Annotated in this window: 27 protein-coding genes and 2 pseudogenes; 16 read left to right on the plus strand and 13 right to left on the minus strand. The window is 66.2% G+C overall.

Annotated features, from left to right (window positions below; translation table 11 throughout):
• Positions 1–2 precede the first annotated feature (2 nt).
• The 4 genes from AC1RJ5_RS09190 to AC1RJ5_RS09205 all read left to right on the plus strand — a co-directional run bounded on the left by AC1RJ5_RS09190 (position 3) and on the right by AC1RJ5_RS09205 (position 2,439).
• The gene (locus AC1RJ5_RS09190; protein ID WP_269574148.1) at positions 3–467 is read left to right on the plus strand and encodes a DoxX family protein; all 465 of its coding nucleotides are present in this window, start codon (positions 3–5) and stop codon (positions 465–467) included.
• A gap of 80 nt (positions 468–547) precedes the next feature.
• Entirely contained in the window at positions 548–1,111 is a 564-nt protein-coding gene (locus AC1RJ5_RS09195) for a sigma-70 family RNA polymerase sigma factor (RefSeq protein ID WP_269574147.1), read from the plus strand.
• Positions 1,104–1,799 (plus strand): anti-sigma factor, encoded by a 696-nt coding sequence (locus AC1RJ5_RS09200; protein ID WP_269574146.1) that lies wholly within the window; start codon positions 1,104–1,106, stop codon positions 1,797–1,799. The genes AC1RJ5_RS09195 and AC1RJ5_RS09200 overlap by 8 nt, the downstream gene beginning before the upstream one ends.
• A gap of 79 nt (positions 1,800–1,878) precedes the next feature.
• Entirely contained in the window at positions 1,879–2,439 is a 561-nt protein-coding gene (locus AC1RJ5_RS09205; RefSeq protein WP_493112903.1) for a fasciclin domain-containing protein, read from the plus strand.
• A 149-nt stretch (positions 2,440–2,588) separates the two neighbouring features.
• Here AC1RJ5_RS09205 and AC1RJ5_RS09210 read toward each other — a convergent pair whose 3' ends face one another.
• Genes AC1RJ5_RS09210 through AC1RJ5_RS09225 form a run of 4 tightly spaced genes read right to left on the minus strand, consistent with a single transcriptional unit; the run spans position 2,589 to position 4,540 of the window.
• Positions 2,589–3,173 (minus strand): JAB domain-containing protein, encoded by a 585-nt coding sequence (locus AC1RJ5_RS09210; RefSeq protein ID WP_493114665.1) that lies wholly within the window; start codon positions 3,171–3,173, stop codon positions 2,589–2,591.
• Positions 3,170–3,616 carry a hypothetical protein gene (locus AC1RJ5_RS09215; RefSeq protein WP_269574144.1) on the minus strand — a complete coding sequence of 149 codons (447 nt, stop codon included), beginning with the start codon at positions 3,614–3,616 and terminating at the stop codon, positions 3,170–3,172. The genes AC1RJ5_RS09210 and AC1RJ5_RS09215 overlap by 4 nt, the downstream gene beginning before the upstream one ends.
• A gap of 39 nt (positions 3,617–3,655) precedes the next feature.
• Positions 3,656–3,976, minus strand: a complete 321-nt coding sequence (locus tag AC1RJ5_RS09220) for a hypothetical protein (RefSeq protein ID WP_269574143.1) — start codon at positions 3,974–3,976, stop codon at positions 3,656–3,658.
• A gap of 36 nt (positions 3,977–4,012) precedes the next feature.
• Entirely contained in the window at positions 4,013–4,540 is a 528-nt protein-coding gene (locus tag AC1RJ5_RS09225; protein ID WP_269574142.1) for a helix-turn-helix domain-containing protein, read from the minus strand.
• Positions 4,541–4,738: 198 nt separating this feature from the next.
• Here AC1RJ5_RS09225 and AC1RJ5_RS09230 point away from each other — a divergent pair, with 198 nt between their 5' ends.
• The 3 genes from AC1RJ5_RS09230 to AC1RJ5_RS09240 are packed head-to-tail and all read left to right on the plus strand — an operon-like array spanning position 4,739 to position 5,890.
• On the plus strand, positions 4,739–4,942 hold the full coding sequence (locus tag AC1RJ5_RS09230) for a DUF6961 family protein (RefSeq protein WP_269574141.1): 204 nt from the start codon (positions 4,739–4,741) through the stop codon (positions 4,940–4,942).
• A 7-nt stretch (positions 4,943–4,949) separates the two neighbouring features.
• Positions 4,950–5,396, plus strand: coding sequence for a hypothetical protein (locus tag AC1RJ5_RS09235; protein ID WP_269574140.1), 447 nt, complete (start codon positions 4,950–4,952; stop codon positions 5,394–5,396).
• Positions 5,396–5,890: a DUF5818 domain-containing protein gene (locus tag AC1RJ5_RS09240; RefSeq protein WP_353739207.1), complete on the plus strand. Its 495-nt coding sequence runs from the start codon at positions 5,396–5,398 to the stop codon at positions 5,888–5,890. Before AC1RJ5_RS09235 ends, AC1RJ5_RS09240 begins: the two co-directional genes overlap by 1 nt.
• Before the next feature lie 92 nt (positions 5,891–5,982).
• On the opposite strand, the gene AC1RJ5_RS09245 is transcribed toward AC1RJ5_RS09240, so the two are convergent.
• Positions 5,983–6,609 carry an SOS response-associated peptidase family protein gene (locus tag AC1RJ5_RS09245; protein ID WP_269574139.1) on the minus strand — a complete coding sequence of 209 codons (627 nt, stop codon included), beginning with the start codon at positions 6,607–6,609 and terminating at the stop codon, positions 5,983–5,985.
• A gap of 49 nt (positions 6,610–6,658) precedes the next feature.
• Between AC1RJ5_RS09245 and AC1RJ5_RS09250 the strand changes: the two genes are divergently transcribed.
• Complete coding sequence (locus AC1RJ5_RS09250; protein WP_493112908.1) at positions 6,659–7,180, plus strand: SOS response-associated peptidase family protein; 522 nt, start codon at positions 6,659–6,661, stop codon at positions 7,178–7,180.
• Positions 7,181–7,213: 33 nt separating this feature from the next.
• A complete protein-coding gene (locus AC1RJ5_RS09255) occupies positions 7,214–7,603 on the plus strand; it encodes a hypothetical protein (protein ID WP_269574137.1) in 390 nt (129 codons plus the stop codon).
• A gap of 27 nt (positions 7,604–7,630) precedes the next feature.
• Here AC1RJ5_RS09255 and AC1RJ5_RS09260 read toward each other — a convergent pair.
• Positions 7,631–7,720: pseudogene (locus AC1RJ5_RS09260) on the minus strand (DUF3606 domain-containing protein); the annotation flags it as partial.
• Between the two features lie 342 nt (positions 7,721–8,062).
• On the opposite strand from AC1RJ5_RS09260, the pseudogene AC1RJ5_RS09265 reads away from it, so the two are divergent.
• From AC1RJ5_RS09265 to xth, 3 genes and pseudogenes are all read left to right on the plus strand, one after another.
• Positions 8,063–8,596 (plus strand): annotated as a pseudogene (locus tag AC1RJ5_RS09265) (ATP dependent DNA ligase); the annotation flags it as partial.
• Between the two features lie 254 nt (positions 8,597–8,850).
• Entirely contained in the window at positions 8,851–9,573 is a 723-nt protein-coding gene (gene ligD, locus AC1RJ5_RS09270) for a non-homologous end-joining DNA ligase (RefSeq protein ID WP_493112910.1), read from the plus strand.
• Positions 9,570–10,343 (plus strand): exodeoxyribonuclease III, encoded by a 774-nt coding sequence (xth, locus tag AC1RJ5_RS09275; RefSeq protein WP_269574135.1) that lies wholly within the window; start codon positions 9,570–9,572, stop codon positions 10,341–10,343. Before ligD ends, xth begins: the two co-directional genes overlap by 4 nt.
• Here xth and AC1RJ5_RS09280 read toward each other — a convergent pair.
• Positions 10,310–10,696, minus strand: coding sequence for a hypothetical protein (locus tag AC1RJ5_RS09280; RefSeq protein ID WP_269574134.1), 387 nt, complete (start codon positions 10,694–10,696; stop codon positions 10,310–10,312). The genes xth and AC1RJ5_RS09280 overlap by 34 nt on opposite strands.
• Positions 10,696–10,959, minus strand: a complete 264-nt coding sequence (locus AC1RJ5_RS09285) for a DksA/TraR family C4-type zinc finger protein (protein ID WP_269574133.1) — start codon at positions 10,957–10,959, stop codon at positions 10,696–10,698. The genes AC1RJ5_RS09280 and AC1RJ5_RS09285 overlap by 1 nt, the downstream gene beginning before the upstream one ends.
• A 396-nt stretch (positions 10,960–11,355) precedes the next feature.
• On the opposite strand from AC1RJ5_RS09285, the gene AC1RJ5_RS09290 reads away from it, so the two are divergent.
• Both AC1RJ5_RS09290 and AC1RJ5_RS09295 read left to right on the plus strand, forming a co-directional pair.
• Positions 11,356–11,568: a hypothetical protein gene (locus tag AC1RJ5_RS09290; RefSeq protein ID WP_269574132.1), complete on the plus strand. Its 213-nt coding sequence runs from the start codon at positions 11,356–11,358 to the stop codon at positions 11,566–11,568.
• A gap of 53 nt (positions 11,569–11,621) precedes the next feature.
• The gene (locus tag AC1RJ5_RS09295) at positions 11,622–11,981 is read left to right on the plus strand and encodes a hypothetical protein (RefSeq protein WP_269574131.1); all 360 of its coding nucleotides are present in this window, start codon (positions 11,622–11,624) and stop codon (positions 11,979–11,981) included.
• An 8-nt stretch (positions 11,982–11,989) separates the two neighbouring features.
• Here AC1RJ5_RS09295 and AC1RJ5_RS09300 read toward each other — a convergent pair whose 3' ends face one another.
• Positions 11,990–15,301 (minus strand): error-prone DNA polymerase, encoded by a 3,312-nt coding sequence (locus AC1RJ5_RS09300; protein ID WP_269574130.1) that lies wholly within the window; start codon positions 15,299–15,301, stop codon positions 11,990–11,992.
• A 114-nt stretch (positions 15,302–15,415) separates the two neighbouring features.
• A complete protein-coding gene (locus tag AC1RJ5_RS09305; RefSeq protein WP_269574129.1) occupies positions 15,416–17,320 on the minus strand; it encodes a hybrid sensor histidine kinase/response regulator in 1,905 nt (634 codons plus the stop codon).
• A gap of 263 nt (positions 17,321–17,583) precedes the next feature.
• Between AC1RJ5_RS09305 and AC1RJ5_RS09310 the strand changes: the two genes are divergently transcribed.
• Positions 17,584–17,787 (plus strand): hypothetical protein, encoded by a 204-nt coding sequence (locus AC1RJ5_RS09310; protein ID WP_269574128.1) that lies wholly within the window; start codon positions 17,584–17,586, stop codon positions 17,785–17,787.
• A gap of 189 nt (positions 17,788–17,976) precedes the next feature.
• Positions 17,977–18,372, plus strand: coding sequence for a BLUF domain-containing protein (locus AC1RJ5_RS09315; RefSeq protein WP_269574127.1), 396 nt, complete (start codon positions 17,977–17,979; stop codon positions 18,370–18,372).
• A 228-nt stretch (positions 18,373–18,600) separates the two neighbouring features.
• On the opposite strand, the gene AC1RJ5_RS09320 is transcribed toward AC1RJ5_RS09315, so the two are convergent.
• From AC1RJ5_RS09320 to AC1RJ5_RS09330, 3 genes are all read right to left on the minus strand, one after another.
• Complete coding sequence (locus AC1RJ5_RS09320) at positions 18,601–19,017, minus strand: hypothetical protein (RefSeq protein WP_307117730.1); 417 nt, start codon at positions 19,015–19,017, stop codon at positions 18,601–18,603.
• A complete protein-coding gene (locus AC1RJ5_RS09325; protein WP_493112916.1) occupies positions 19,014–19,499 on the minus strand; it encodes a hypothetical protein in 486 nt (161 codons plus the stop codon). Before AC1RJ5_RS09325 ends, AC1RJ5_RS09320 begins: the two co-directional genes overlap by 4 nt.
• A 120-nt stretch (positions 19,500–19,619) precedes the next feature.
• Complete coding sequence (locus AC1RJ5_RS09330) at positions 19,620–20,759, minus strand: DUF2252 family protein (protein ID WP_493112918.1); 1,140 nt, start codon at positions 20,757–20,759, stop codon at positions 19,620–19,622.
• Positions 20,760–20,773: the final 14 nt, after the last annotated feature.

Below are 20,773 nucleotides of genomic sequence, written 5' to 3' on the forward strand. Positions count from 1 at the left end.
CCATGACTTCGCCAACCGCATTCTACCTGCACCTCACCCGCCGCGTCTCCTCGCTGGTACCGGATGCGCTGCTGCTCCTCCTCGCGCGGCTGGGCATTGCCGGCGTGTTCTTCATGTCGGGCCGCACCAAAGTGGACGGCATCCTGCACATCACCGACGGTACCTATGAACTGTTCCGCACCGAATATGCGCTGCCCCTGGTCCCGCCCGGGATCGCGGCGGTGGCGGCGACCTGGTCCGAACATGTCTTCTCGATCCTGCTCGTGCTGGGCCTGGCGACGCGCTTCTCGGCGCTGGCGCTGTTCGCGATGACGCTGGTGATCGAGATCTTCGTCTATCCCGATGCCTGGCCGACGCATCTGAGCTGGGCGGCGATCCTGCTGCCGCTGGTCGCCCGCGGCGGCGGTGCCTGGTCGCTCGACGGGGCCCTTGGCAGACTGCTAAACCCCACCACCTATGAACACTGAGTAGTCGGTCAGCGACTGCCTGGGCGCTGCCAGAAAATGTAAGGCTGACAGGATGGTCGCGCTTCGATAGGCTCCCTGCGATGGTCGATATGGCATCTGCGAGAAGAGAGAAGCTCGTCGCCGATCTCGGCCTGGTCGCCGATGGCAACGAAGCCGCCCTGCGTGACGTCTATGATGCAACGTCCGCGAAGCTTTTTGGCGTCTGCCTGCGTATCTCGGGAGACCGCGAAGCCGCCGAGGATATCTTGCAGCAAGTGTACATCAAGATTTGGAACCGGGCCGGGCGCTTCGATGCCAAGCGTTCGAGCCCGATCACCTGGCTGTGCGTGATCGCCCGCAACACTTCGCTCGACTGGCGGCGGGTAAACGGCAATGCCGCATATCTGCCCGAGAGCGCGGCCGCAGCGATCGCGGACGATCGCCCGCTCGCTCCGGACAAGATCGACGCGGAAGCACAGCAAGCGCGGATCTTCGATTGCCTCGACGCGCTCGAGGAGCGCCCGCGACGTGCGATCCGCGCCGCGTTCTTCGATGGCCTGACCTATGCGCAACTCGCCGAGGCCATGTCGGTGCCGCTCGGCACCCTCAAGAGCTGGGTGCGCCGCGGACTGATCCAGCTCAAGGGATGCCTGGGCGATGCCTGAACCGATGACGCCCGAGGAGCGCGACGCGCTCGCCGCCGAGCTGGCTTTGGGCCTGCTCGAAGGCGATGACCGCACCCGCGCGATGCGGCTATTGTTGTCCGATCCCGAATTTGCCGCTGCCGTCGATGGCTGGAACCTGCGCTTCGAACCGCTCTATGGGCAGTTCGAGGCACAGCCCTCGCCCGAGCTCTGGCCCGTTATCCAGCGCCGCCTGCACGGCACGGACAATCGCCGCATGCGGCGCAGCCTCGCGCGCTGGCGGATCGGCGCGGTTGCGAGTGGCGCGCTGGCCGCGTCGCTTGCCGCGATCCTTCTATTGCGGCCCGCGCCGGTCGAAATCGTGCGCGCGCCGGACAGGGCGGTGATCGCCCAGCTCGGCAGCAGCGATGCGCCAGCACTGCTTGCCGCTGCCTATGATCCCGCGCGCGGCGTTCTGCGCATCCGGGCCGTCCGCCTGCCGGGCAGTCAGCTGGCGCCCGAACTCTGGGTGATCCCGGCGGACGGCGTGCCGCGCTCGCTCGGCCTGGTCTCGGCGGACGGCGTGAGCCGGGTCGATGTTCCGGTGCCCCATCGTGCCCTGCTCTCGGACGGCGCCACGCTGGCGATCACGCTCGAGCCGCGCGACGGGGCGCCGCACAAGGCGCCCAGCAGCGCTCCGATCGCGGCCGGAAAAATCTCGACGATCTGAGCTTTGGCTGCATCCGCCGGACACCCGCGGCCGTAGCTTCTCCGCACCCAGGCTCCGGGTGCCGGAGAAGGAAGCCAGAATGCCCAACCTCAAGAAGCTCAGTCTCGCGATCGCCGGTTCGGCGCTGCTCGCCACCGGTGCGGTCGCAGCCGTCCAACACTATCCGATGGTCGGCGGCGCAGCGATGTACCCGACCAAGAACATCGTCCAGAATGCGATGAACTCGAAGGATCACACCACGCTCGTCGCCGCCGTCAAGGCGGCCGGGCTGATCGACACCCTGTCCGGGCCTGGACCCTTCACGGTCTTCGCTCCGACCAACGCCGCCTTCGCCAAGCTGCCTGCGGGTACCGTCGACATGCTGGTGAAGCCTGAGAACAAGGCCAAGCTCACCACGATCCTCACCTATCATGTCGTCCCCGGCAAGATGAGTGCCGCAATGCTGGCCAAGAACGCAGCGATGCACGGCGGCAAGGCGATGCTCACCACCGTGCAGGGCGAAAAGCTCACCGTCACGAAGGGCCCCGGCGGCGGCTGGTGGGTCGTGGATGCGAAGGGCGGCAAGGCCAAGATCACCATCGCGGACGTCAACCAGTCGAACGGCGTGATCCACGTCATCGACGGCGTGCTGATGCCCTGATCCCCCGACGCGTTCCTTTGGGAGCGCGCCGCTGCGCCTGTCGGTGACGGACATCCCTCCTGTCGGCCGATGCCGGCAGGCGCAATGCCGAAAGCCGCCGTTCGCCCTGGACGGCGGCTTTCCCGTGCTCAGAAGAGATGAATGCGCAATCAAAGCAATCCTTCAGCGCGAAAGCTGAAGACCTCCGCGCGCGTCACGATGAGGTGATCAAGGACCCGCATGCCAAGGCACCGCGCGGCTGCGACGACCTGCTGGGTCAAGCCGTCGTCCGCGCGGCTGGGCTCCGCTTGTTCCGAGGGGTGATTGTGGACGAGTATCAAGCCTGCGGCGCCAAGTTCGAGTCCGCGGCGAACGATCTCCCGAACATAGACCGGGCACTCGTCGATCGTCCCTTGGGCGGGCACCTCTTCGCGCAGCAGACGGTTGCCGGTGTCGAGATAGAGGATACGCATCTGCTCGGTGATCTCGCTTCCCTGCGCGAAGCGTAGATAGTCCTTGAGATCGGCATAGTGCTTGATGACCGGTCGGTCCTCGATGCCTTGCCGCAGCGCCCGGCCCATCGCCTGCCGGATCGTCACAAGCCGGTCCGTCAGCTCCGCATCCCCCTGCACGGCGCGGAAGATCTCGGCGCGGGGGGCCAGCAGCGTCGCGCGCAGCGATCCGAAATATTGGAGCAGCCGGTCGGCATCGGCTGCTGCATGGGTTTCCCGCCCCGGCCGAAGCAGCGCGTTCAGAAGCTGCCGGCAGCGCGGCGACGGCTTGCCCGATGGTGCCCGATTATGCCGAGGGAGAGGAGGAACAGCGCCGGATAGCTCGAGGCGCCCACCATCAGTGCATAGGCCATCCGCGACAAGTCGGGCGTGACCATCCGGGCCAGATGGCCCGTCGTCGATATCGCCTGCAACGCCACTACCCATATCAGCCACCGCCGGTCGGCCTGGACCATGACCCAGACCAGCGCGCCCAGCAAGCTCAGGTCCACGATCAACACGCCGATTTCGATTGTCCGGTAGCCGCCGGTCACGCTCGACTTGAGCAGGATCGATCCGGCGGCCGCCGCAAGGAAGAGAAACGCTACGATCCGCTCCGGCCAGCCGCCCCAGCGCAGTGCCGCCAGGCACAGCAAGGGCAGGATCAGCCAGAAGGCATAGACGTAGAGATAAGCCGCGACCACCATCCGCCCACGGGATCACCATGGGCGGCGGCGGTCAATGCGTCACGCGACGCGGCGCAGCGCCGCATTCGGCTCGCAGTCGGGCCCGAAGGTGAGCGGGATCCCGAGATCCTCGGACAGGGCAGCGAGCATCCGGTGCGCGTCCGCAAAGCTGTTCGCCGCGGCGACCGCCTGGCTGGTCGCGGTGGCGATCAGTGCGAGCGCCTCGGCGCCGGTCTGGGGCGGCAGCTGCGCCTTGTCGCGCTGCTCGATGATCGTCGCGATGCAGCGCGCGCCCTGCGCGGCGCTGTCCTGCGCGGCCTTCTCGGCGGGAAAAAAGACATGGGCCACCGCCTGGGCGGCTTCGATACGGGTCTTGGGCATGCGTGTCTCCTCGCCCGGAGGGCGAGGCCCCGCGGGTCAATGTCTGGGTTGCATGAGGTCGGCGAGCGCCTGGAAGCCTTCGGCCAGAGGCCGGGCCGCCGCGGCGACGATCACGATCGCGGCCGCGATCACCGCGGCCAGGGCAATGCGGTGGACAGGGCTCAGGTCATTGCGGCGCGCTCCGCTGGCGAGCGGCTGAAGCGCGGGGATCTCGGGCGAGGCGTCCCTCCTGGCCGCCACGTCGCGAACGACATTTGCCCCCCGTTCAACCACGTCGAGTTGATAGGATGGGCCCTGGCTAACGGGTATCGGCCTCGCCGCCGCTTCCCCCTGGGTGGGTATAACCACCGGGTGGGTACGGTTCTCGAACTCCGCAAAGGCGCGGGCCGCGGAGAAGCGCGAGTTGGTATCGAGCTTGCGGAGCGCCGCCTTGATATGCGCCTCGACCGTCTCGTCGCTGATCCCGAGCAGCAGCCCGATTTCCTTGGCGCCCCGATCACGCGCGACGAGCCGCAGGCACTCGGCCTGGCGCGGCGAGAGACTTTGAAAGAGCTCGGGTTTCATCGTCCGTGGGGATACGCAATCGCTCAGGGGGATGCATCCGAATTGGCGGTGCCGGTGCCGATCATGAACCGAAATGGACGGATATCCCCGGAGGGCCGCCGGCCCCATCACGACGCCGACGGACGTGCTCGGACCGAACCGGCACGAAGCCGTGCGTGCCGACTGGCAGCGCAGGCAGACGCGTGGCAAAGAAGAGGAATGCCGCTTCGCGATATCGAGCTCTGGTCCGCCGCCAGCATGGTCCTCGCGACCCATGGCGAACGTGCGCCGCTGTTCGTCGCGGAGCGGATCGGCGCGCTGGCGCTGGCCGGCGATGCCGAGGGCATCGCGGTCTGGCAGGCGATCGCGCGCCGGCTTTCCGAGCTGGGTGCGGATGCCGGCCCTGTGGCCGTGACGCACTGAGGACATCATGCTGCTTTCGCTTCTGGGTATCGTCACCACCGGTGTCGCCTTCACCTGCACGCCCGTCGCGGTGTGGGACGGCGATGGCCCGATCTGGTGCGCCGAAGGCCCGAAGATCCGGCTGCACGGGATCGCCGCGCGCGAGGTGAAGCGGGTGCGTGGCGGGATCGTCGATGGCGGGTGCAAGCCCGGCCATCCTTGTTCGGCCATATCCGGAGTTGTCGCCCGGGACCGGCTCGTCGCTTTGCTTGGCGGCGCCAGAGGGAGCTTGCCGACCGGGCATATCCGCGTGACGGCGCCTGCGATGCGCTGCATTTCCTATGGCTCGGGCAAGGGCACGCGCACCGCCGCGGCCTGTTCGCTCCCGGGCTTAGGCGACCTGTCCTGCGCTTTGGTCCGCGCGAACGTCGTGCTGCGCTGGCGATCCTATGGTGGTGACGAGGTCTGCCGCTGATGCCGCTGGGTGTCGCGCTTAGCCTCGAGGGGCTTCTGCTCGAGGATGGCCGGCATCTGTATCTGCGCATGGACGATGGCGGCGGCTGGCGCATCGAGGCGGGCTGGTCCGCCCGCAAGCTCGTCGGTCAACGGGTTCGGATCGAGGGCACGCGCGACGGGTTCGACCTGTGGCGGCGAAGCGGGTCGTGCCTGTCTCCGGAACGGAGTGAATCTGATTCGTTTCGGAGGAAGTTTCGGGGGCCACTCACCCGAATGTGGGATGCAGGCGCGGTTCCTGGCTGCCTAGGAGCGAGAGGCATCTTCCGTTGCCCGGTCAATCCCTCCCCTACGCGCCGTTCGAAGCGTCGCGCTGGCGATCCTTTCATCGAGAGACCGGGTGGCGCACGGCCGGGTGGCCGACGCGCATGTCCAGGCCGCCCGCGGCTAAAGGCGTTGGCGCGTGTTTTCCCAAGCACGTTCTCATCATCCGGCTTTGCCGGGAGATGTGTGTAGGGCGGCCGCCGCCGCGGAACACACCGGCGGCTCGCGTTGGTACATATTGAGTTAGGTCCAGCACGGTGCCGGAGGATGGCGGCGAGTAACGTCTAGAGAAGCGTCGGCAACGGCTCGGCGGGCGGAGTACCGTGAACCTGGCGGACCGCGAGAGTGCCGGCCGGAAGGATGCGCAGCGCGTCTGCGGCGGTAGTAGCAGCGTCGAGCCACGCTGCCCATTGATCGCGCGCGAGGGGAATGACCTGTCGATGGTGATATGGCGCTACATCAGGACCAGCATCCAACGTCAGCATCGTGAAGGCCTCGCCGATCACCGGATCCCTGCGCCAGATTCCAGCAATGGCAAACCAGTCGTGATCATTGAGCGTGAACAGCCACTTGTTCTGCCGCTTCTGCTTCGGATCATCGGACTTGGTGAATTCGTAGAACCCGTCGGCGAGGATGAGGCACCGATTGGCCGCGAAGTCGCGGCCCTCCGCGCGATAGTTATAGACCGGCTTGCCCGTCAGTCCCGGCCAGCTCCATCGCCTGTTGACCAGTGCGCCTCGCCCGCTCTCGCCCTGCGGATTGGTGACGATCGGAGCGACATCGGTGATCATGATGTCCTCGCGCGCGGCCACATTGGGTGTGCCCTCCGGCGTATCGATGTCGATCTCTAGCTCGTCGAAATCCTCCATGATCGAGGCGATATCCACCTCGAGGCGATAATCATTGCACATGAGAGATCCTCGATTTGCACGCAGGCTTCGTTCGCATTATGTTCTCACCATGCAAGCGAGTCCCTTCGAGTCGGATGCACCCTTTGGCAGCCGCAAGATCATCATCCGGCGCAACCCGCGGTCGGGCAAGCCCCAGGCGATCGAGGCCAGCTGGGGGCTCGAGCCGTGGGAGCCGGACGGCAAACCATTCAGGTTCATTCGCTCCGAAGGCCGCACATTCCCCCATCAACGCTGCTTGGTGCCAGCGAGCGAATTCCAGGTGACCAATGGCGAGCGCAAGTTCCGCGTCACGCTCGACGACGGGAATTTCTTCTATCTCGCTGGGATCTGGCGCCCGAGCTCGGGCGAGCGTGACGTCAGCTACGCGATCATCACGATTCCGGCCAATCCGGACATCTTCTTCTACCAGGAGCGTCAGGGCGCCGTGTTGCTCCGGCGTGAGAACATGGCCTGGCTCGACCTCACTCAACCCGAATCCGAGCTGCTGAGGGCGCTGCCCAAGCACAGCTATCAGATCGAGGAAGTGGGCAAGCGGGGCCTCGCCGACCGCCAGCGCATGCTGGCTCTTTGATCGAGATCGCACATGTTCAGCCAGACATCTCCCATGACCGCGCCCGTCCAGCTAGCCTCCGCGGCGACCGCGCAACTCAATTCGGTTGCGCTGACAGGCGCCCAGATCGCCGCGGCGCTCCAGATCCTTGCGGGGTTACCGGAGCCGCAACGCGACGGTCCGTTTGCACAGGGGGTTGCGCTTCGGACCTACGCGCTCGATGCGGGCTTTTCCGACGTAGCGATCGCCGGTGCGGCGCTGCACGCGCGCGTTACGGCTCTCGCGAAATGGACGGCTCTGCACGACCCGCTACGGCAGTCAGATCCGGGAGCGGCGATCGAAGCGACGGCCCGCCACCCGCTTGTCCAAGTGGATGGCGGAATTGGCTTCGAAGGTGCGGCCTTTCAGGAAATGATCCTCTTCATCGAGGAATTGCCCTGGTAGCGTCCGGCCGAATCGAGCGACTACCGCCTATCGTTTCAAATAGGATGCGACCGCATCGGCTCCGCTGCCGACGGCATCGACGGCCTCCTGCAGACGTTCTCGGCTCACGCCGAACTTGTCCGTCCAATATTACACCTCGTAATCCTCACCCATCGCGATGCGGGAGCTGTCCTGCGGCGCGCGCAGGGTCTTGTTTTCCGCCATGTCGGTCTCCTCTTTTGCTGAGGGCCCAACGCTTCCGATTCCCGTGAGTTTCCGGTGGGTTGCGTCGGGGCGGAACGAACCGTTGCTGAATCGAGTCTAGGAGAGATGGCACGCATGGCCGTCAAATCCGTCAATCCTCCCCGGCGCCGCAAAGGCTCCTCCCTCAAGGATGCCCAGAAGCCACCGGCGTTTCGCCCTGTGCAACTCGCCCAGCTCGTCGACACCGTTCCGGCGGGCGATCGCTGGCTTCATGAAATGAAGTATGACGGGTATCGCACGCTCGTCGCCATCGGCGGCGGCAATGCGCGCGGATATACTCGCTCCGGCCTCGACTGGTCCGATCGCTACCCGGCGATCCTGCCCGAGGGCTCGAGCCGCCTGCGCTACTCCGAACATATCGTCGGCAATGGCGAGCGGCTGCTCGGCCAGTTCTGCGGGGCCGGTCTCGAGGGCGTGATCTCCAAGCTTGCGTCGAGCAAATATGTCGGGTCGCGCTCGGGAAGCTGGGTCAAGACCGAGTGCATCAAGCGGCAGGAATTCGTGATCGTCGGCTGGACGCCTTCGGACAAGTCGCGAACTTTCCGTTCGTTCATCCTTGGTCTGCACGATCAGGGCCATCTCCGCTACGCGGGCAAGGTCGGGACCGGCTTCGGCACCGACGAGCTATTCCGGCTCATGGAGTTGATGCGCCCCTTCGAGATCGAGGGTCGCACCCTCGAGGCCCCGCGCGTCGAGCTTCGGGGAGCGCACTGGATCGTGCCGAAGCTCGTCGCGGAGATCGCCTATACCGAGATGACCAACGAGGGGACGCTGCGTCATCCCAGCTATCTGGGTCTTCGGGCCGACAAAAAGCCCGAAGCGGTGGTGCTGGAGACGGAAGCGCCTGCCGCCATGGTGGGCGCGCCCGGTTCAGGCGTGAAGATCAGCAATCGCGAACGTGTGATCTATCCGGAGAGCGCGATCACGAAAGGCGAACTTGCGGACTATTACGAGGCGGTCGCGCCGATCATCTGCCCTGGGTCGGATCGCGACCGATCAGTCTGGTGCGATGCCCGCAGGGCCGGGCCCGGAAATGCTTCTTCCAGAAACATGATGCGGGGAGCTTCGGGGATGCCGTCCGGCATGTCGGCATCCAGGAGAAGGACGGCCATGAGGAGCCCTATCTCTATATCGACACAGCCGGCCTGATGACGTGCGTCCAGATGGGCACGATCGAGTTTCACGGCTGGGGTGCAAGGATCGAGGATGTCGAAAAGGCCGACCGGCTGGTGTTCGATCTCGACCCTGACGTCGGTCTCGACTTCGAGAATGTCCGCACCGCTGCCTTCCATTTCCGCGATATCCTGCGCTCGATAGGGCTGGAGACCTTCCCCATGCTCACCGGCGGCAAGGGCGTGCATGTCATCGCGCCGCTGACTCCGCGCGCGGAGTGGCCGGAGGTGAAGGACTTCGCGCACCGGCTGGCGCTCGCGGTCGCGCAAAGCGACCCGGAGAATTTCACGGCTGCGCTGCCGAAGGTACAGCGCAAGGGCCGGATCTTCGTCGATTATCTGCGCAACCAGCGCGGGGCGACCGCATTGATGCCCTATGCCGTGCGTGCCCGGGAGGGGGCGCCCGTGGCGGCGCCGATCATCTGGAAAGAAATGGAGACGATCGACAAGCCTTCGCACTTCTGCATTCGAGAGGCTGGTGAGCTGCTACGGCGCGCCGGATCCAAGGCGCTGTCTAACTGGGGTCGCGCCGATCAGGAACTCCCGGACCTGTGAGGATCGCCACCTATAATGTGAACGGCGTGAACGGCCGGCTACCGGTGCTGCTGCGCTGGCTGAATCTGGCCGAACCCGACATCGTATGCCTCCAGGAGCTGAAGGCCCCGCAGGACAAGTTTCCGGAAAAGCCCATCCGGGACCTCGGCTATGATGTGGTCTGGCACGGGCAGAGCCGCTGGAACGGCGTCGCGCTCCTCAGCAGGATTGGCGAAATTCACGAGACGCGGCGAGGGCTGCCCGGCGACCCCGAGGACGTCCAGAGCCGCTACCTCGAGGCCGCGATCGGCGGAGTGCTGGTAGCTGGTCTCTATCTTCCCAACGGCAATCCGCGGCCGGGACCCAAATTCGACTTCAAGCTGCGCTGGTTCGAGCGCCTGCACCAGCACATGGCCGGGCTGGTCGCGCTGGACGCACCGGTGATCGTCGCGGGCGACTATAACGTCATGCCGACCGATCTGGACGTCTATGTGCCCGACCGCTGGCGCGACGACGCGCTTTTCGCCCCGGAGGTGAAGCAAGCCTATTTCAGGATCCTCGACCAGGGATGGACGGACGCGCTGCGCCACATGCATCCAGACGAAACGATCTACACCTTCTGGAAATATCTGCGCTTTGCCTTCGAGCGGAACGCGGGACTGCGGATCGATCACCTTCTGCTCAACCCGGTCGCTGCCCGAAGACTGATCGCAGCGGAAGTCGACAGGCGCCCGCGTGGCTGGGAGAAGACGAGCGATCACGCCCCCGTGTGGGTCGAACTATCGGATTGACCAGGACGGACCGCGTCCTCGAGACCGGCGAACCATTCGGCGTAATCGGTGGTCCTCGCGATGCGCCGGCTCAGGTCCGGTGCGCCGTCGTCCCACCAGACCGGCCCGCGCTCGCCCAAGGCATGCTTCGCGCGATCGACCGCGGCGCGCGCCTCGGCCTCTCCGGATGGGTCGTCACGCCGCTTCGCCACGCCGACCGCCCGCCTGGCAGCCATCAGGGCATGCACGAGCGTCTCTCGCTCGCGGTCAGGCAAGGCGGGGTTGGCCATCCGCCAGAGCCGGCCGCGCACGACGAAATAGCGACCGTCCGGCGTCACCGGATATTTTCCGGCAGGGCCTACCCCTTCCACCATCAGCGCAGTTGGCTGTCCTTGCTCCCGCGCCGATTGATTCCGGTGGAGCGGACCGCCGCATCGCGATCGGACTGGCACGCAATACAGGTGCGGCTCCCCGGCTGCGCCTTGCGCCGGGCCTCGGGAATCTCTTCTCCGCAATCTTCGTAATAGCGCGTGCCTTCGCCGGTCGCGAGTCTCGACCGCGCAAGGCTCACTGCGTCGGTGACGGTGTCCTCGATCTGCTCCTGCACGGCGCCATCCTGCGCCCAGCCATTGGCCATTTCCGATCCTCTCTGCACCGGAACGCGCGGCGCGCTCCTGGGTGCCGACGCGTCAAACGCGAAGGGCCGCCCTTTCGGACGGCCCTTCCATTGTCATCCGAACGCGGACAGCTCAGCCGAGCCGGACCCCCGCGGTGGAGGCCATGCTCAGAGAATTTGCCGCGAGCGGCATGTGACAATGAGACATCCGACCACCTCCTTTCCGTTGTTGACGATTGCCCGGATGTGGGATGCCAGTAGCGGTGTTTCAATCGCAAGAAGCTGACATCGCACGCATTTTTCGGGCGGCGACGCCTTTCGAAGCCCGACCGGGCCCTGCCACCCAGGACCGGACACCTTGCCAGGAACCCGCGCCGATGGCTCCTCGTTCTGTCGATGGGGGTACTGGAGCGTGCCATGACCGAGATAGACCGCCTCATCGCCCAATCCGAAACGGAGCTTCTCCGGGCAAGGACCGCGCAGTCCGTCGACGCGCGCGATCGTCATGTGATGTGCTCGGAACGCCTGCTCGACGAAGCCTGGCGGCTTAACGAGGCCGACGCGGATTTGCCGCCGCTCGAGAGCGGTCTGTGGTGCGTGCGTACAGACGGGATGCGCGCGGCCGCCTGAGGCCCGGAACAGGCACCCGGCGGGACGGTTGGGAAAGGACGAGGAGAGACATCATGACCGATCATGTTCCCCAAGGGGCCAGTCCCCAGGATTTCCGCGAGACTGCCGAACGCAGCCTCGATGCCGGTATCGCCGATGAGAGCGCCAGCTACGCGGCCGCGGCTGTACCGGCCGGCGACGATCCGGGACGGCAGGATGCCGATGGCATCCCCCAGACCGGCGAGGAGGATCCGCTCGCGCAGGTGAGCGACGGCGATTCGAGCGCGGGTGCCGCCGAGTTCGCGCGCATGGAGCGCGCCGAGGCGCCGCAGGAGTCGGTGGACGGTAGCGACAGCATCGAGCCCGGTCGTATCCCGGGCTCGGCGGAAGACATCGAGGTGGCTGGCGTGACCGGGCCCGGCCCGAGTGGCTGACCGCGGATCTAGCGGAAGTCCCGTGGCTTGATCTTGATGCCCTCGGTCGGCTGTCCGGGAATGATGCCGGATCCCAGGCGAAGGTCCGGGATATAGATATCGCGAGGATTGCGGCCGAGCGGCCGCTCCGCCGGATCGCGCGGATCGGGGCCCTGGCCGTGCCTGACCACATCGGCCCGCGCGACGCGGTAGATGTCGGCGACCTCGCGCCGGCTCCCGACGCTCGCCAGCAGCGAGGACAGGTCGTCGAGCTGCTCGGCGATGACGTGGATGACGTCGCCTTCGCGCTGCACCTTTCCGCGAAGACCGATCATCGAGGCGCCGAGCACGACGCTGCGATATTTCTCGAAGACGCCGGTCCAGACGACGAGGTTGGCGATATCGGTTTCGTCCTCGATCGTGATGAACATCACGCCCCTGGCCGAGCCCGGCTTCTGCCGGACCAGGACCAGTCCCGCGAGATTGATCCAGCGGCCGTCCCTCGTCGTCCGGGTCGCCGAGCAGGGCAGGATATGCCTGTCGGCAAGTTCCTTGCGGAGGAAGGCGAGTGGATGCGCCCGCAGCGACAGGCTCGTGCTGCGATAATCCTCGACCACTTCCTGACCCTCGCCCATCGGCGTCAGTATCACCTCGGGCTCGATGGCCTCATCGCGCCAGGCCTGGTCACGCCGGTCGGCGGCCGCGAACAACGGCAGCGGCGCGTCCGCCAGGCCCCGGACCTGCCAAAGCCCGCTCCGGCGCGTCTGGTCCAGCGAGCCGAACCCATCGGCCTCTCCGATACGGTTGAGCGCGCCGGCGCCGATTCCGGCGCGCCGCTGGATTTCCTCTACGCTGGCATATCGCCCTTCGCCCCGCGCGGCGACGATTGCAGCCGCATCGGCATTGGCGAGGTCGCGAACCATGCGCAGGCCCAGGCGCACCGCCATGTAGCGCCCGTCGGTCGGCTCCAGTGTACAGTCCCAGCGGCTGGCGTTGACGTCTATCGGGCGCACCTCGACGCCGTGCTCGCGGGCGTCCCGGACGATCTGTGCGGGCGCGTAGAAACCCATCGGCTGGGCATTGAGCAACGCTGCGCAGAAGGCGTCGGGATGATGGCATTTCATCCAGCTCGAGGCATAGGCGATGAGCGCGAAGCTCGCCGCATGGCTCTCGGGAAAGCCATAGCTACCGAAACCCTCGATCTGCTTGAAGGTCTTCTCGGCGAAGTCATGGGCGTATCCGCGCGCGACCATGCCGTCGATCAGCTTGTCGCGAAAATGGCTGACGCCACCGGTCAGCTTGAACGTCGCCATGGCGCGGCGGAGCAGGTCCGCCTCGCTCGCCGAGAAGCCGGCGCATTCGATCGCAACGCGCATCGCCTGCTCCTGGAAAAGCGGTACGCCGAGCGTCTTCTCGAGCACGCGGCGCAGTTCCTCCTTCGGATAGGTGACCGCCTCCTTGCCCTCGCGACGCCGGAGATAGGGGTGGACCATGTCGCCCTGGATCGGGCCCGGGCGCACGATCGCGACCTCGATCACCAGGTCGTAGAAGGTGCGCGGCTTGATGCGCGGCAGCATCGCCATCTGCGCGCGGCTCTCGATCTGGAAGACGCCGAGCGTGTCGGCCTTGCGGATCATCGCATAGGTAGCCGGATCCTCCGCCGGGATGGTCGCGAGGTCGAGCGCGACGCCCTTGTCGGCCTCGAGGAATTCGAAGGCGCGCCGCATGCAGCTCAGCATGCCGAGCGCCAGCACGTCGACCTTCATGAAGCCCAAAGCGTCGATGTCGTCCTTGTCCCATTCGATGACCTGGCGGTCCTCCATTGCGGCGGGCTCGATCGGCACCAGGTCGTCGAGCCGGTCCCGGGTCAGCACGAAGCCGCCGGGGTGCTGGGAGAGGTGCCGCGGCGTGTTGATCAGCTGCCGCGCCAGCTCGAGCGTGAGCGCGAGCCGGGGATCTGCCATGTCGAGATTGAGTTCCTCGGCTTGGACGGAAGTGACACCCTCGCGGCTCCAGCCCCAGACCTGGCTCGCCAGCCCGGCAGTCATGTCCTCGCTGAGCCCCAGCGCCTTGCCGACCTCGCGTACCGCCCCGCGCGCGCGGTAGCGGCTGACGACCGCGGTGAGCGCGCTGCGGTCACGGCCATAAGTCTCGTAGATCCACTGGATCACTTCCTCGCGCCGCTCATGTTCGAAGTCCACGTCGATATCCGGCGGCTCCCTGCGCTCGGCGCTGACGAAGCGCTCGAACAGAAGTTCGGAGCGGACCGGATCGATCGACGTGATGCCGAGGCAATAGCATACCGCCGAGTTGGCGGCCGAGCCCCGGCCCTGGCAGAGGATGTCCCGCGAGCGCGCGAAGGCGACGATGGAATGGACGGTCAGGAAATAGGGCGCGTAGTCGAGCTGGCCTATGAGGCGCAGCTCATGCTCGAGCTGCGCGCGGATCTTCGGCGTCACGCCGTCCGGATAGCGCCCGGGGGCCTTCTCCCAGGTCAGCCGCTCCAGCTCCTGCTGGGGGGTGCGCCCCGCCCCCTTGATCTCGTCGGGATATTGATAGCGGAGGTGCTCGAGGTCGAAGCTGCAGCGCTCCGCAATCTCGAGGCTTCGTACGACCGGACGCGTATCGCCGAGATAGCGGCGGTACAGCCGCTCCATCTCCGCGCCGGTCTTCAGGTGCCGGTCGGCGATCCTTTCGCGGCGGTCGCCCAGCGCATCGACCGTACATTTCTTCCGGATGCAGGTGACCACGTCCTGCAGCAAACGCCGCTCCGGCGCGTGATAGAGCACATCGCCCGTCGCCACGGTGGCGACCCGCGCCTTCGCCGCCATTTCGCACAGGTCGCGCAGTCGCACCGCGTCGCGCGGGCCGCGGCGCAGCGCAAGCGCCAGATAGGATCGGTCGGCGAAGATACGGCTGGTCCGGTCCAATGCCGCCAGAGTATCGGCATTGGCCCGGTCCGGAACCAACACGCCGATAAGTCCCTGGTTCCAGGTCTCGATATCGCCCCAGTCGAGATGACAGGCGCCCTTGCCGGCCCGGCTCTTGCCGATCGAAAGCAGGCGTGTGAGCCGGCTCCAGGCGGTCCGGTCGGTCGGATAGACGAGCAGGGCTGTGCCATCGGCCAGATCGAGCCTGCAGCCGGCAATGGAGCGCACGCCGGTCGCCTTCTGGGCGTCCCAGGCGCGCACGATTCCCGCGACCGAGTTGCGATCGGCGATACCGAGCGCGGGAAGACCGAGCAGCGCCGCCGCAGCAAACAATTCCTCGGGCGAGGAGGCGCCGCGCAGGAAGCTGAAATGCGTGGTTACCTGGAGTTCGACATAAGAGGGGCTGGACATGGGACGAGTCGGCAAGAGGAACGGTGTTCCTTATATGTTCTTGCCGGCCGGGTCGAATCGATCCTCAGGCCTCATTGCCCCGGACCGACGCTCGTGTCCGGGGCCGACCGCCGCCTAGTCGCCCTGCGCCAGCAACGTGCGGATCGCCACCGCAAGCGTCTGGAGCTTGTATGGCTTGCGAAGAATGGGAAATTCCCGCTGGTCCGCGGGAATGAACTGCTTGCTGCTATAGCCGCTCGCCAGCAGCACCGCGACCCGATCGTTCTGCTCGCGCACGCGCTTGGCAAATTCCAAGCCGTTCATGCCCGGCATGACGATGTCGGAGAATATCAGGTCGACCGAGTTGTCTCTCAGGCGCTCGAGCGCTTCCTCGCCGCTCGCAGCCTCGACCACCTCGCAACCGAGATCCTCGAGCAGCTGTCGCGCGAAATAGCGGACATGGTCGCTATCCTCGACCAGCAGCACATTGAGGCCGGCGGAAATCGAGACTTGGGGATCGAGCTCTGCCCCCTTTTGCGCCGGCTTGTCGGTCCGGGGCAGCAGAATGCGGACCGTCGTGCCGTGGCCGAGCTCCGATTCGATGGTTGCGGAACCCCCGGATTGCACGGCGAACCCATGGATCTGGGACAGGCCGAGCCCGGTGCCCTTTCCGGCCGGTTTGGTCGTGAAGAAGGGCTCGAAAACGCGCTCCAGCTTCTCGGGCGCGATGCCCTCCCCGGTATCGCTGATCGCAAGGCACACCATGTCGCCCTCGGGCCGCGAAAGGTTGCTCGTCACGAGACGGATCTGGCCTCCGTTCGGCATCGCATCGCGCGCATTCAACACCGCATTGAGCAACGCAGTCTCCAGCCCCGTCGGATCGATCTCGACCGGCCAGAGCGCCGGCGCCAGGTCGAGCTCGAGCGCGACATTGCCGCCCAGCGTACGCTGGAGCATCTCGGCCACCGCATCGAGACGAACGCTCAGATCAAGAACCTCGGGCTCGAGCGGCTGGCGCCGCGCAAAGGCCAAAAGCTGCGAAGTCAGGCTGGCGGCGCGCTCGGCGGTCTCCAGCATGACGTGGAGATAGCGGTTACGCTTTTCGGCGGGCAGGTCCGGCTGCTGCAGAAGGAAATCGGTCGAGCCGCGGATCACGGTCATCAGATTGTTGAAGTCGTGCGCGATGCCTCCGGCCAGCTCGCCGAGTGCCTGGAGCTTCTGCGACTGGAGGAGCGCGGCCTGGGTGTCGCGCAGCTCGTCCTGCGCGAGCTTGCGCTCGGTCACGTCGCGCGTGATCTTCGCGAAGCCGATATGGGTGCCGACCTCGTCGTAGATCGGATCGATGACGACATGGGCCCAGAACAGCGATCCATCCTTGCGGACGCGGCGAGCCTCGGCCTCGAACTTGCCTTCGCGCAGTGCCGTCTCGAGCGCCATGGCCGGCGTGCCCCGCGCGCGATCCTCTTCGGTGTGGAAGAGCGAGAAATGCTCGCCCAGCACCTCCTGCTCCTCATAGCCCTTGATTGCGCGGGCGCCGGCGTTCCAACTCGTGATGCGTCCGCTCGGATCGAGCATGTAGATGGCATAGTCGTGTACGCCCTGCACGAGCATGCGGAATTGCAGTTCGCTGGCCAGGCGCGCCTGTTCGAGCTGGCGCCGCTCGGTGATATCGCGCGTGATCTTGGCGAACCCGACCAGCGTCCCATCCTCGGCGCGGATCGGGTCGAGCACCGCATGCGCCCAGAACCGGCTGCCGTCCTTGCGCACTCGCCAGCCCTCGACCTCCGACCGCCCCTCGTCGGCCGCCTTGGCAAGCGCTTTGGCGGGAAGCCCGGCCGCGCGATCCTCCGGCGTAAAGAAACGCGAATAATGCTCGCCGACGATCTCCTCCGCGGCATAGCCCTTGAGCCGCTCGGCACCCGCGTTCCAGGTGACGATCCGGCCTTCGCGATCGAGCATGTAGATCGCATAGTCGATCACCGACTGGACCAGTATCTCGAACCGGTTTGCGACAGGATCCTCGAGCGGCGATTGGACCATATTATTCCCTGAAAAGAAGGCGCTGCGCCGCCATAGCGCGCATGGGCACGGCCGCGCAAATCCCGCTAGAAGGCGGAGATTGCTGGAAATTGTCCGGCTCCTCCGGGCCGCAGGATGCGCCACGACCGGAGCGCGCCCGAGGGGCGAGCATAGCTCAAACGGCGGGCCAGTTATGACTGTGGGCGGAACGTGCGCGTTGCCAAGGGGTTGATATCACCGCGTGGAAAGTATGCCCTGAAGTCAGCTAAGTGCAGGAAATCATTGTGTCGGATCCTCGTATCGTCGCCATTGGTCTGCTTACCCGGCAGGACCCGGAACGGCTGGGAGAAAGCTTCCGGGGCGCGATACCAGTGCCGGCCGATGGAGGGTTCGACGATCTCTTGCGCCAGCTCGACCAGGTCGAGCTGGCCGCCTCGGGCCGCGGCGTCCTGTTGGTTGCCGATCCTGCGTCGCACGGCGAGACATGATCTTCGCTCCGCCGGCTTGCTGCCATGCACGGTCCATAGCGGAGTTCGCCCATCATAGCGCGGCAGGCAAGTTCGCCCCCTATCACGCTCGAACCCACGATACCGTTTGCCCGACACGAGTCCTGATCTGGGTTAATTCGTGATTTATTAGGTAGTTAGCGCCCAGATGACCTCTGCAAGGAGAATTCGATGCTGCAACTTCTCTACATCAGCTCGGCGCGCAAGAACGAAGTCATCGATCTCGACCAGCTCCTTGCACAGGCGCAGCGCAACAATGCGCGCGACGAGATCACCGGCCTTCTCTACACCGATGGGCGTCGGTTTCTCCAGGCGCTCGAAGGACCGAAGACCGCGGTCGAGGACGTCTTCCTTCGCATCATCGCCGACCCTCGCCACCATGCGCTGGTGCTTCTCTCGCGGCGCGAAACCACGCGGCGCGAATTCGGCGAATGGTCGATGGCCCGCCGCAGCTTCCAGGAGACGCAGGACCAGTTCGGCGGCCGTATCGCCGCACTTTGCCGGGATACCGATCCGTCGATCCGCGGCACCTTCGCCGGGCTGGTCGACGTGCGGGACGCCGCCTAGCCCTCCTTGGGTCCGAAGTCGCCCATATCGTCCCGCGACGGCTGCTGCGGCGGTCGAGCGCGATCCGAACCCGGTCCGCTAGCTCCCCTTGCGATAGGGCTTGCCGACCACGTCGAGCTGTGTGCCGCGCGGAATATCCGCGACAAGATCCTCGTTATAGCCGGTCGTCATCAGAATGGCAGCAACGGCTGGCAACCGAAGTCCCCACGCCACCGGCGAAACACAACGCTAGGACTTGCCGCCTGTGGCGGTGTCGCCAGCCAGCATCGATTCGACCATGGCGCCACCGACGCCCGCAATCGCAGTCTGCGCCAACTCCTTCACTTCCTGCCGGCCGATATCGATCGCACTCTCCGTGGCGCCGCGCGCGACGTCCTCCAGCGTGTCCGCGAGCGGACCGAGAACCTCGGCTTCGCGGCGCGTTACGGGCAACAGCAGCGCGATTCCGGCGCCGATCGTGGCGGCACCAAGCGCGGCGGTAATCGGATTTTCCGCGACCTGCCGCGCACCTGCCGATGCCAGCCGGCCGAGGCGACCGCCAGCGCCGGCGATCACGGCGCGGCCTGTGTCGATGCGGCGTGCCTTGTGCGCGCCCCGTGCCTGGCTCGTGGCGGCGTTGAGCTTCGTAGCGGTCTGACGGGTCATGCGAGTGCCTCCTTTGCGCGTGCCTGGCTACCGGACCCGGACCGAACCAGCCCGGCCTTGAAAATGCGTCCGGCCGCGAAGCCCAGCAGCGAGGCCGCGCCGATCGCGATCACCGGGTTGCGCCCGATGACGCGCCGCGTGCCGTCGGCGATTTCGTCCAGTTGCGTGTTCCGCACCGTCTTCGCGAGCCGATCGAGGGCGTCTCCACCACGATGGACGGCGCTTCCGGCAGTATCGCCAAATCTTTCCCCGGCATCGTCGCCGAACTGGCGCACGATCTCGACGACGGTGCCGACGGCATCGGCAGCTCCTGCCTTTCGCTCTTCGGCAATCCGGCCAAGCCGCGCGATACCCTGGTCGACAAGGGCATTGCTCGAGGTGCCGATGCGGCTGGCGATGTGGGACAGTGCCGAGGGCGACGCCGCCTCGGGCGCCTCGGGCGCCGCGGCGGCGCCGGCGGCTTCTGTCGGAGTCGTCGTCATGTGATTTGCTCCCGTCGGAATTCGCGCTTTCAACCGACGCGAATGCACCCAGTTCCCTTTCGCCGGCAGAGTCAGGCCGTCCGCCACCGGGGACGCGACGATCGCAAGGAAGGGCGTGCGTCAGGCGGCCAGCGCGTAGCGCCTGCAATGCTCGAGATACCCCGCCTCGTGGCTCCCTGCGAGGGAAACGACGCTCTCCCAGAGCCAAGAGGGGGCGTCGATCAATCCGCGCCGGTCGGCGTCAAGCGCCTCCCCCCACGCCTTGCGGTCATGGGCGTCGAGTTGCCTCGCATGCGCCTTGGCCACCACGAAGGCGAGATAGCGTGCAGCCTTAATCGCCTGTCCCTGGCTGAACTGCTCGACTTCGATCTTGAGGTCCTGGGGCGCCAGTTCGCGCAGCACCACGCTGCGGCCCAGCATATGCACGGGCATCATGCGCGAGCCGAGGTGAGGCGAGAGTGCCTTCGCGGCGGTGACAACCCTTTCCCCCTGGTCCTTGGGCAGGCGGGCGCCCCGATAGGCCGGCGCGATCGGCTCGACCGCCTCTTTCAAATCCATCAAGGCGTATTCCGATTTCCCCTTGCCCGTCTCCAAGCCGACGATCGCCGCGAAACGCAGCGACCCGAGCGAGCTGCAGCCTTTCATCCAATAGGCTGCATCGACGAGCCGGACGCTGCGCGCCTTCCCTTTGCGGTCGAGCGACAGGATCAGCCGCGCGACATCGCCATCCTCGAACAGGCTTTGCAGCGCGGCACGCTCGTCGGGGTCCAGCGCCCAGAAGCGCTTGCCCAGCGGCAGCCTCGGCTCGATCGCGTCCAGGCGCTCCTTGGCAAGGTGTTTCCAGCGGCGTCCCAGCGCTCGCCGCTTGACGCTGCGGACGAGCTCGGGCTCCACACCGGGGTCGTCCCGATCGGGATCGCGCAGCGCCGCGCCATAGCCATCCACCATTTCCTCCATCATTCGAGCGGTCACGACACCCGGAAGATCGGAACCGCGTGCCGCCGTCGCGAGCGACAGGCCCAGGCGAATCAGGTCGTGGGCCGGATTTCCGATGACGGCCTGGTCGAGGTCGCGGATCTGAATTTCCACGTCGCCCAGTTCGTTGGCGAGCGGTCCGAGATTGCCGAGGTGGCAGTCGCCACAAATCCATATCGCCGGCCCCTGCGGGATCCGGCGCGCGGCGGGCGATGCCGCCAGCCATTCGTAGAATTTGGCGGTGTTGCCGCGGACGAAGGCGTGCGCGGACCGGGCCATCTTCATGGCGCGGCGACTTT

The sequence above is a fragment of the Sphingomonas sp. GW822-FHT03G08 genome, assembly GCF_058801135.1.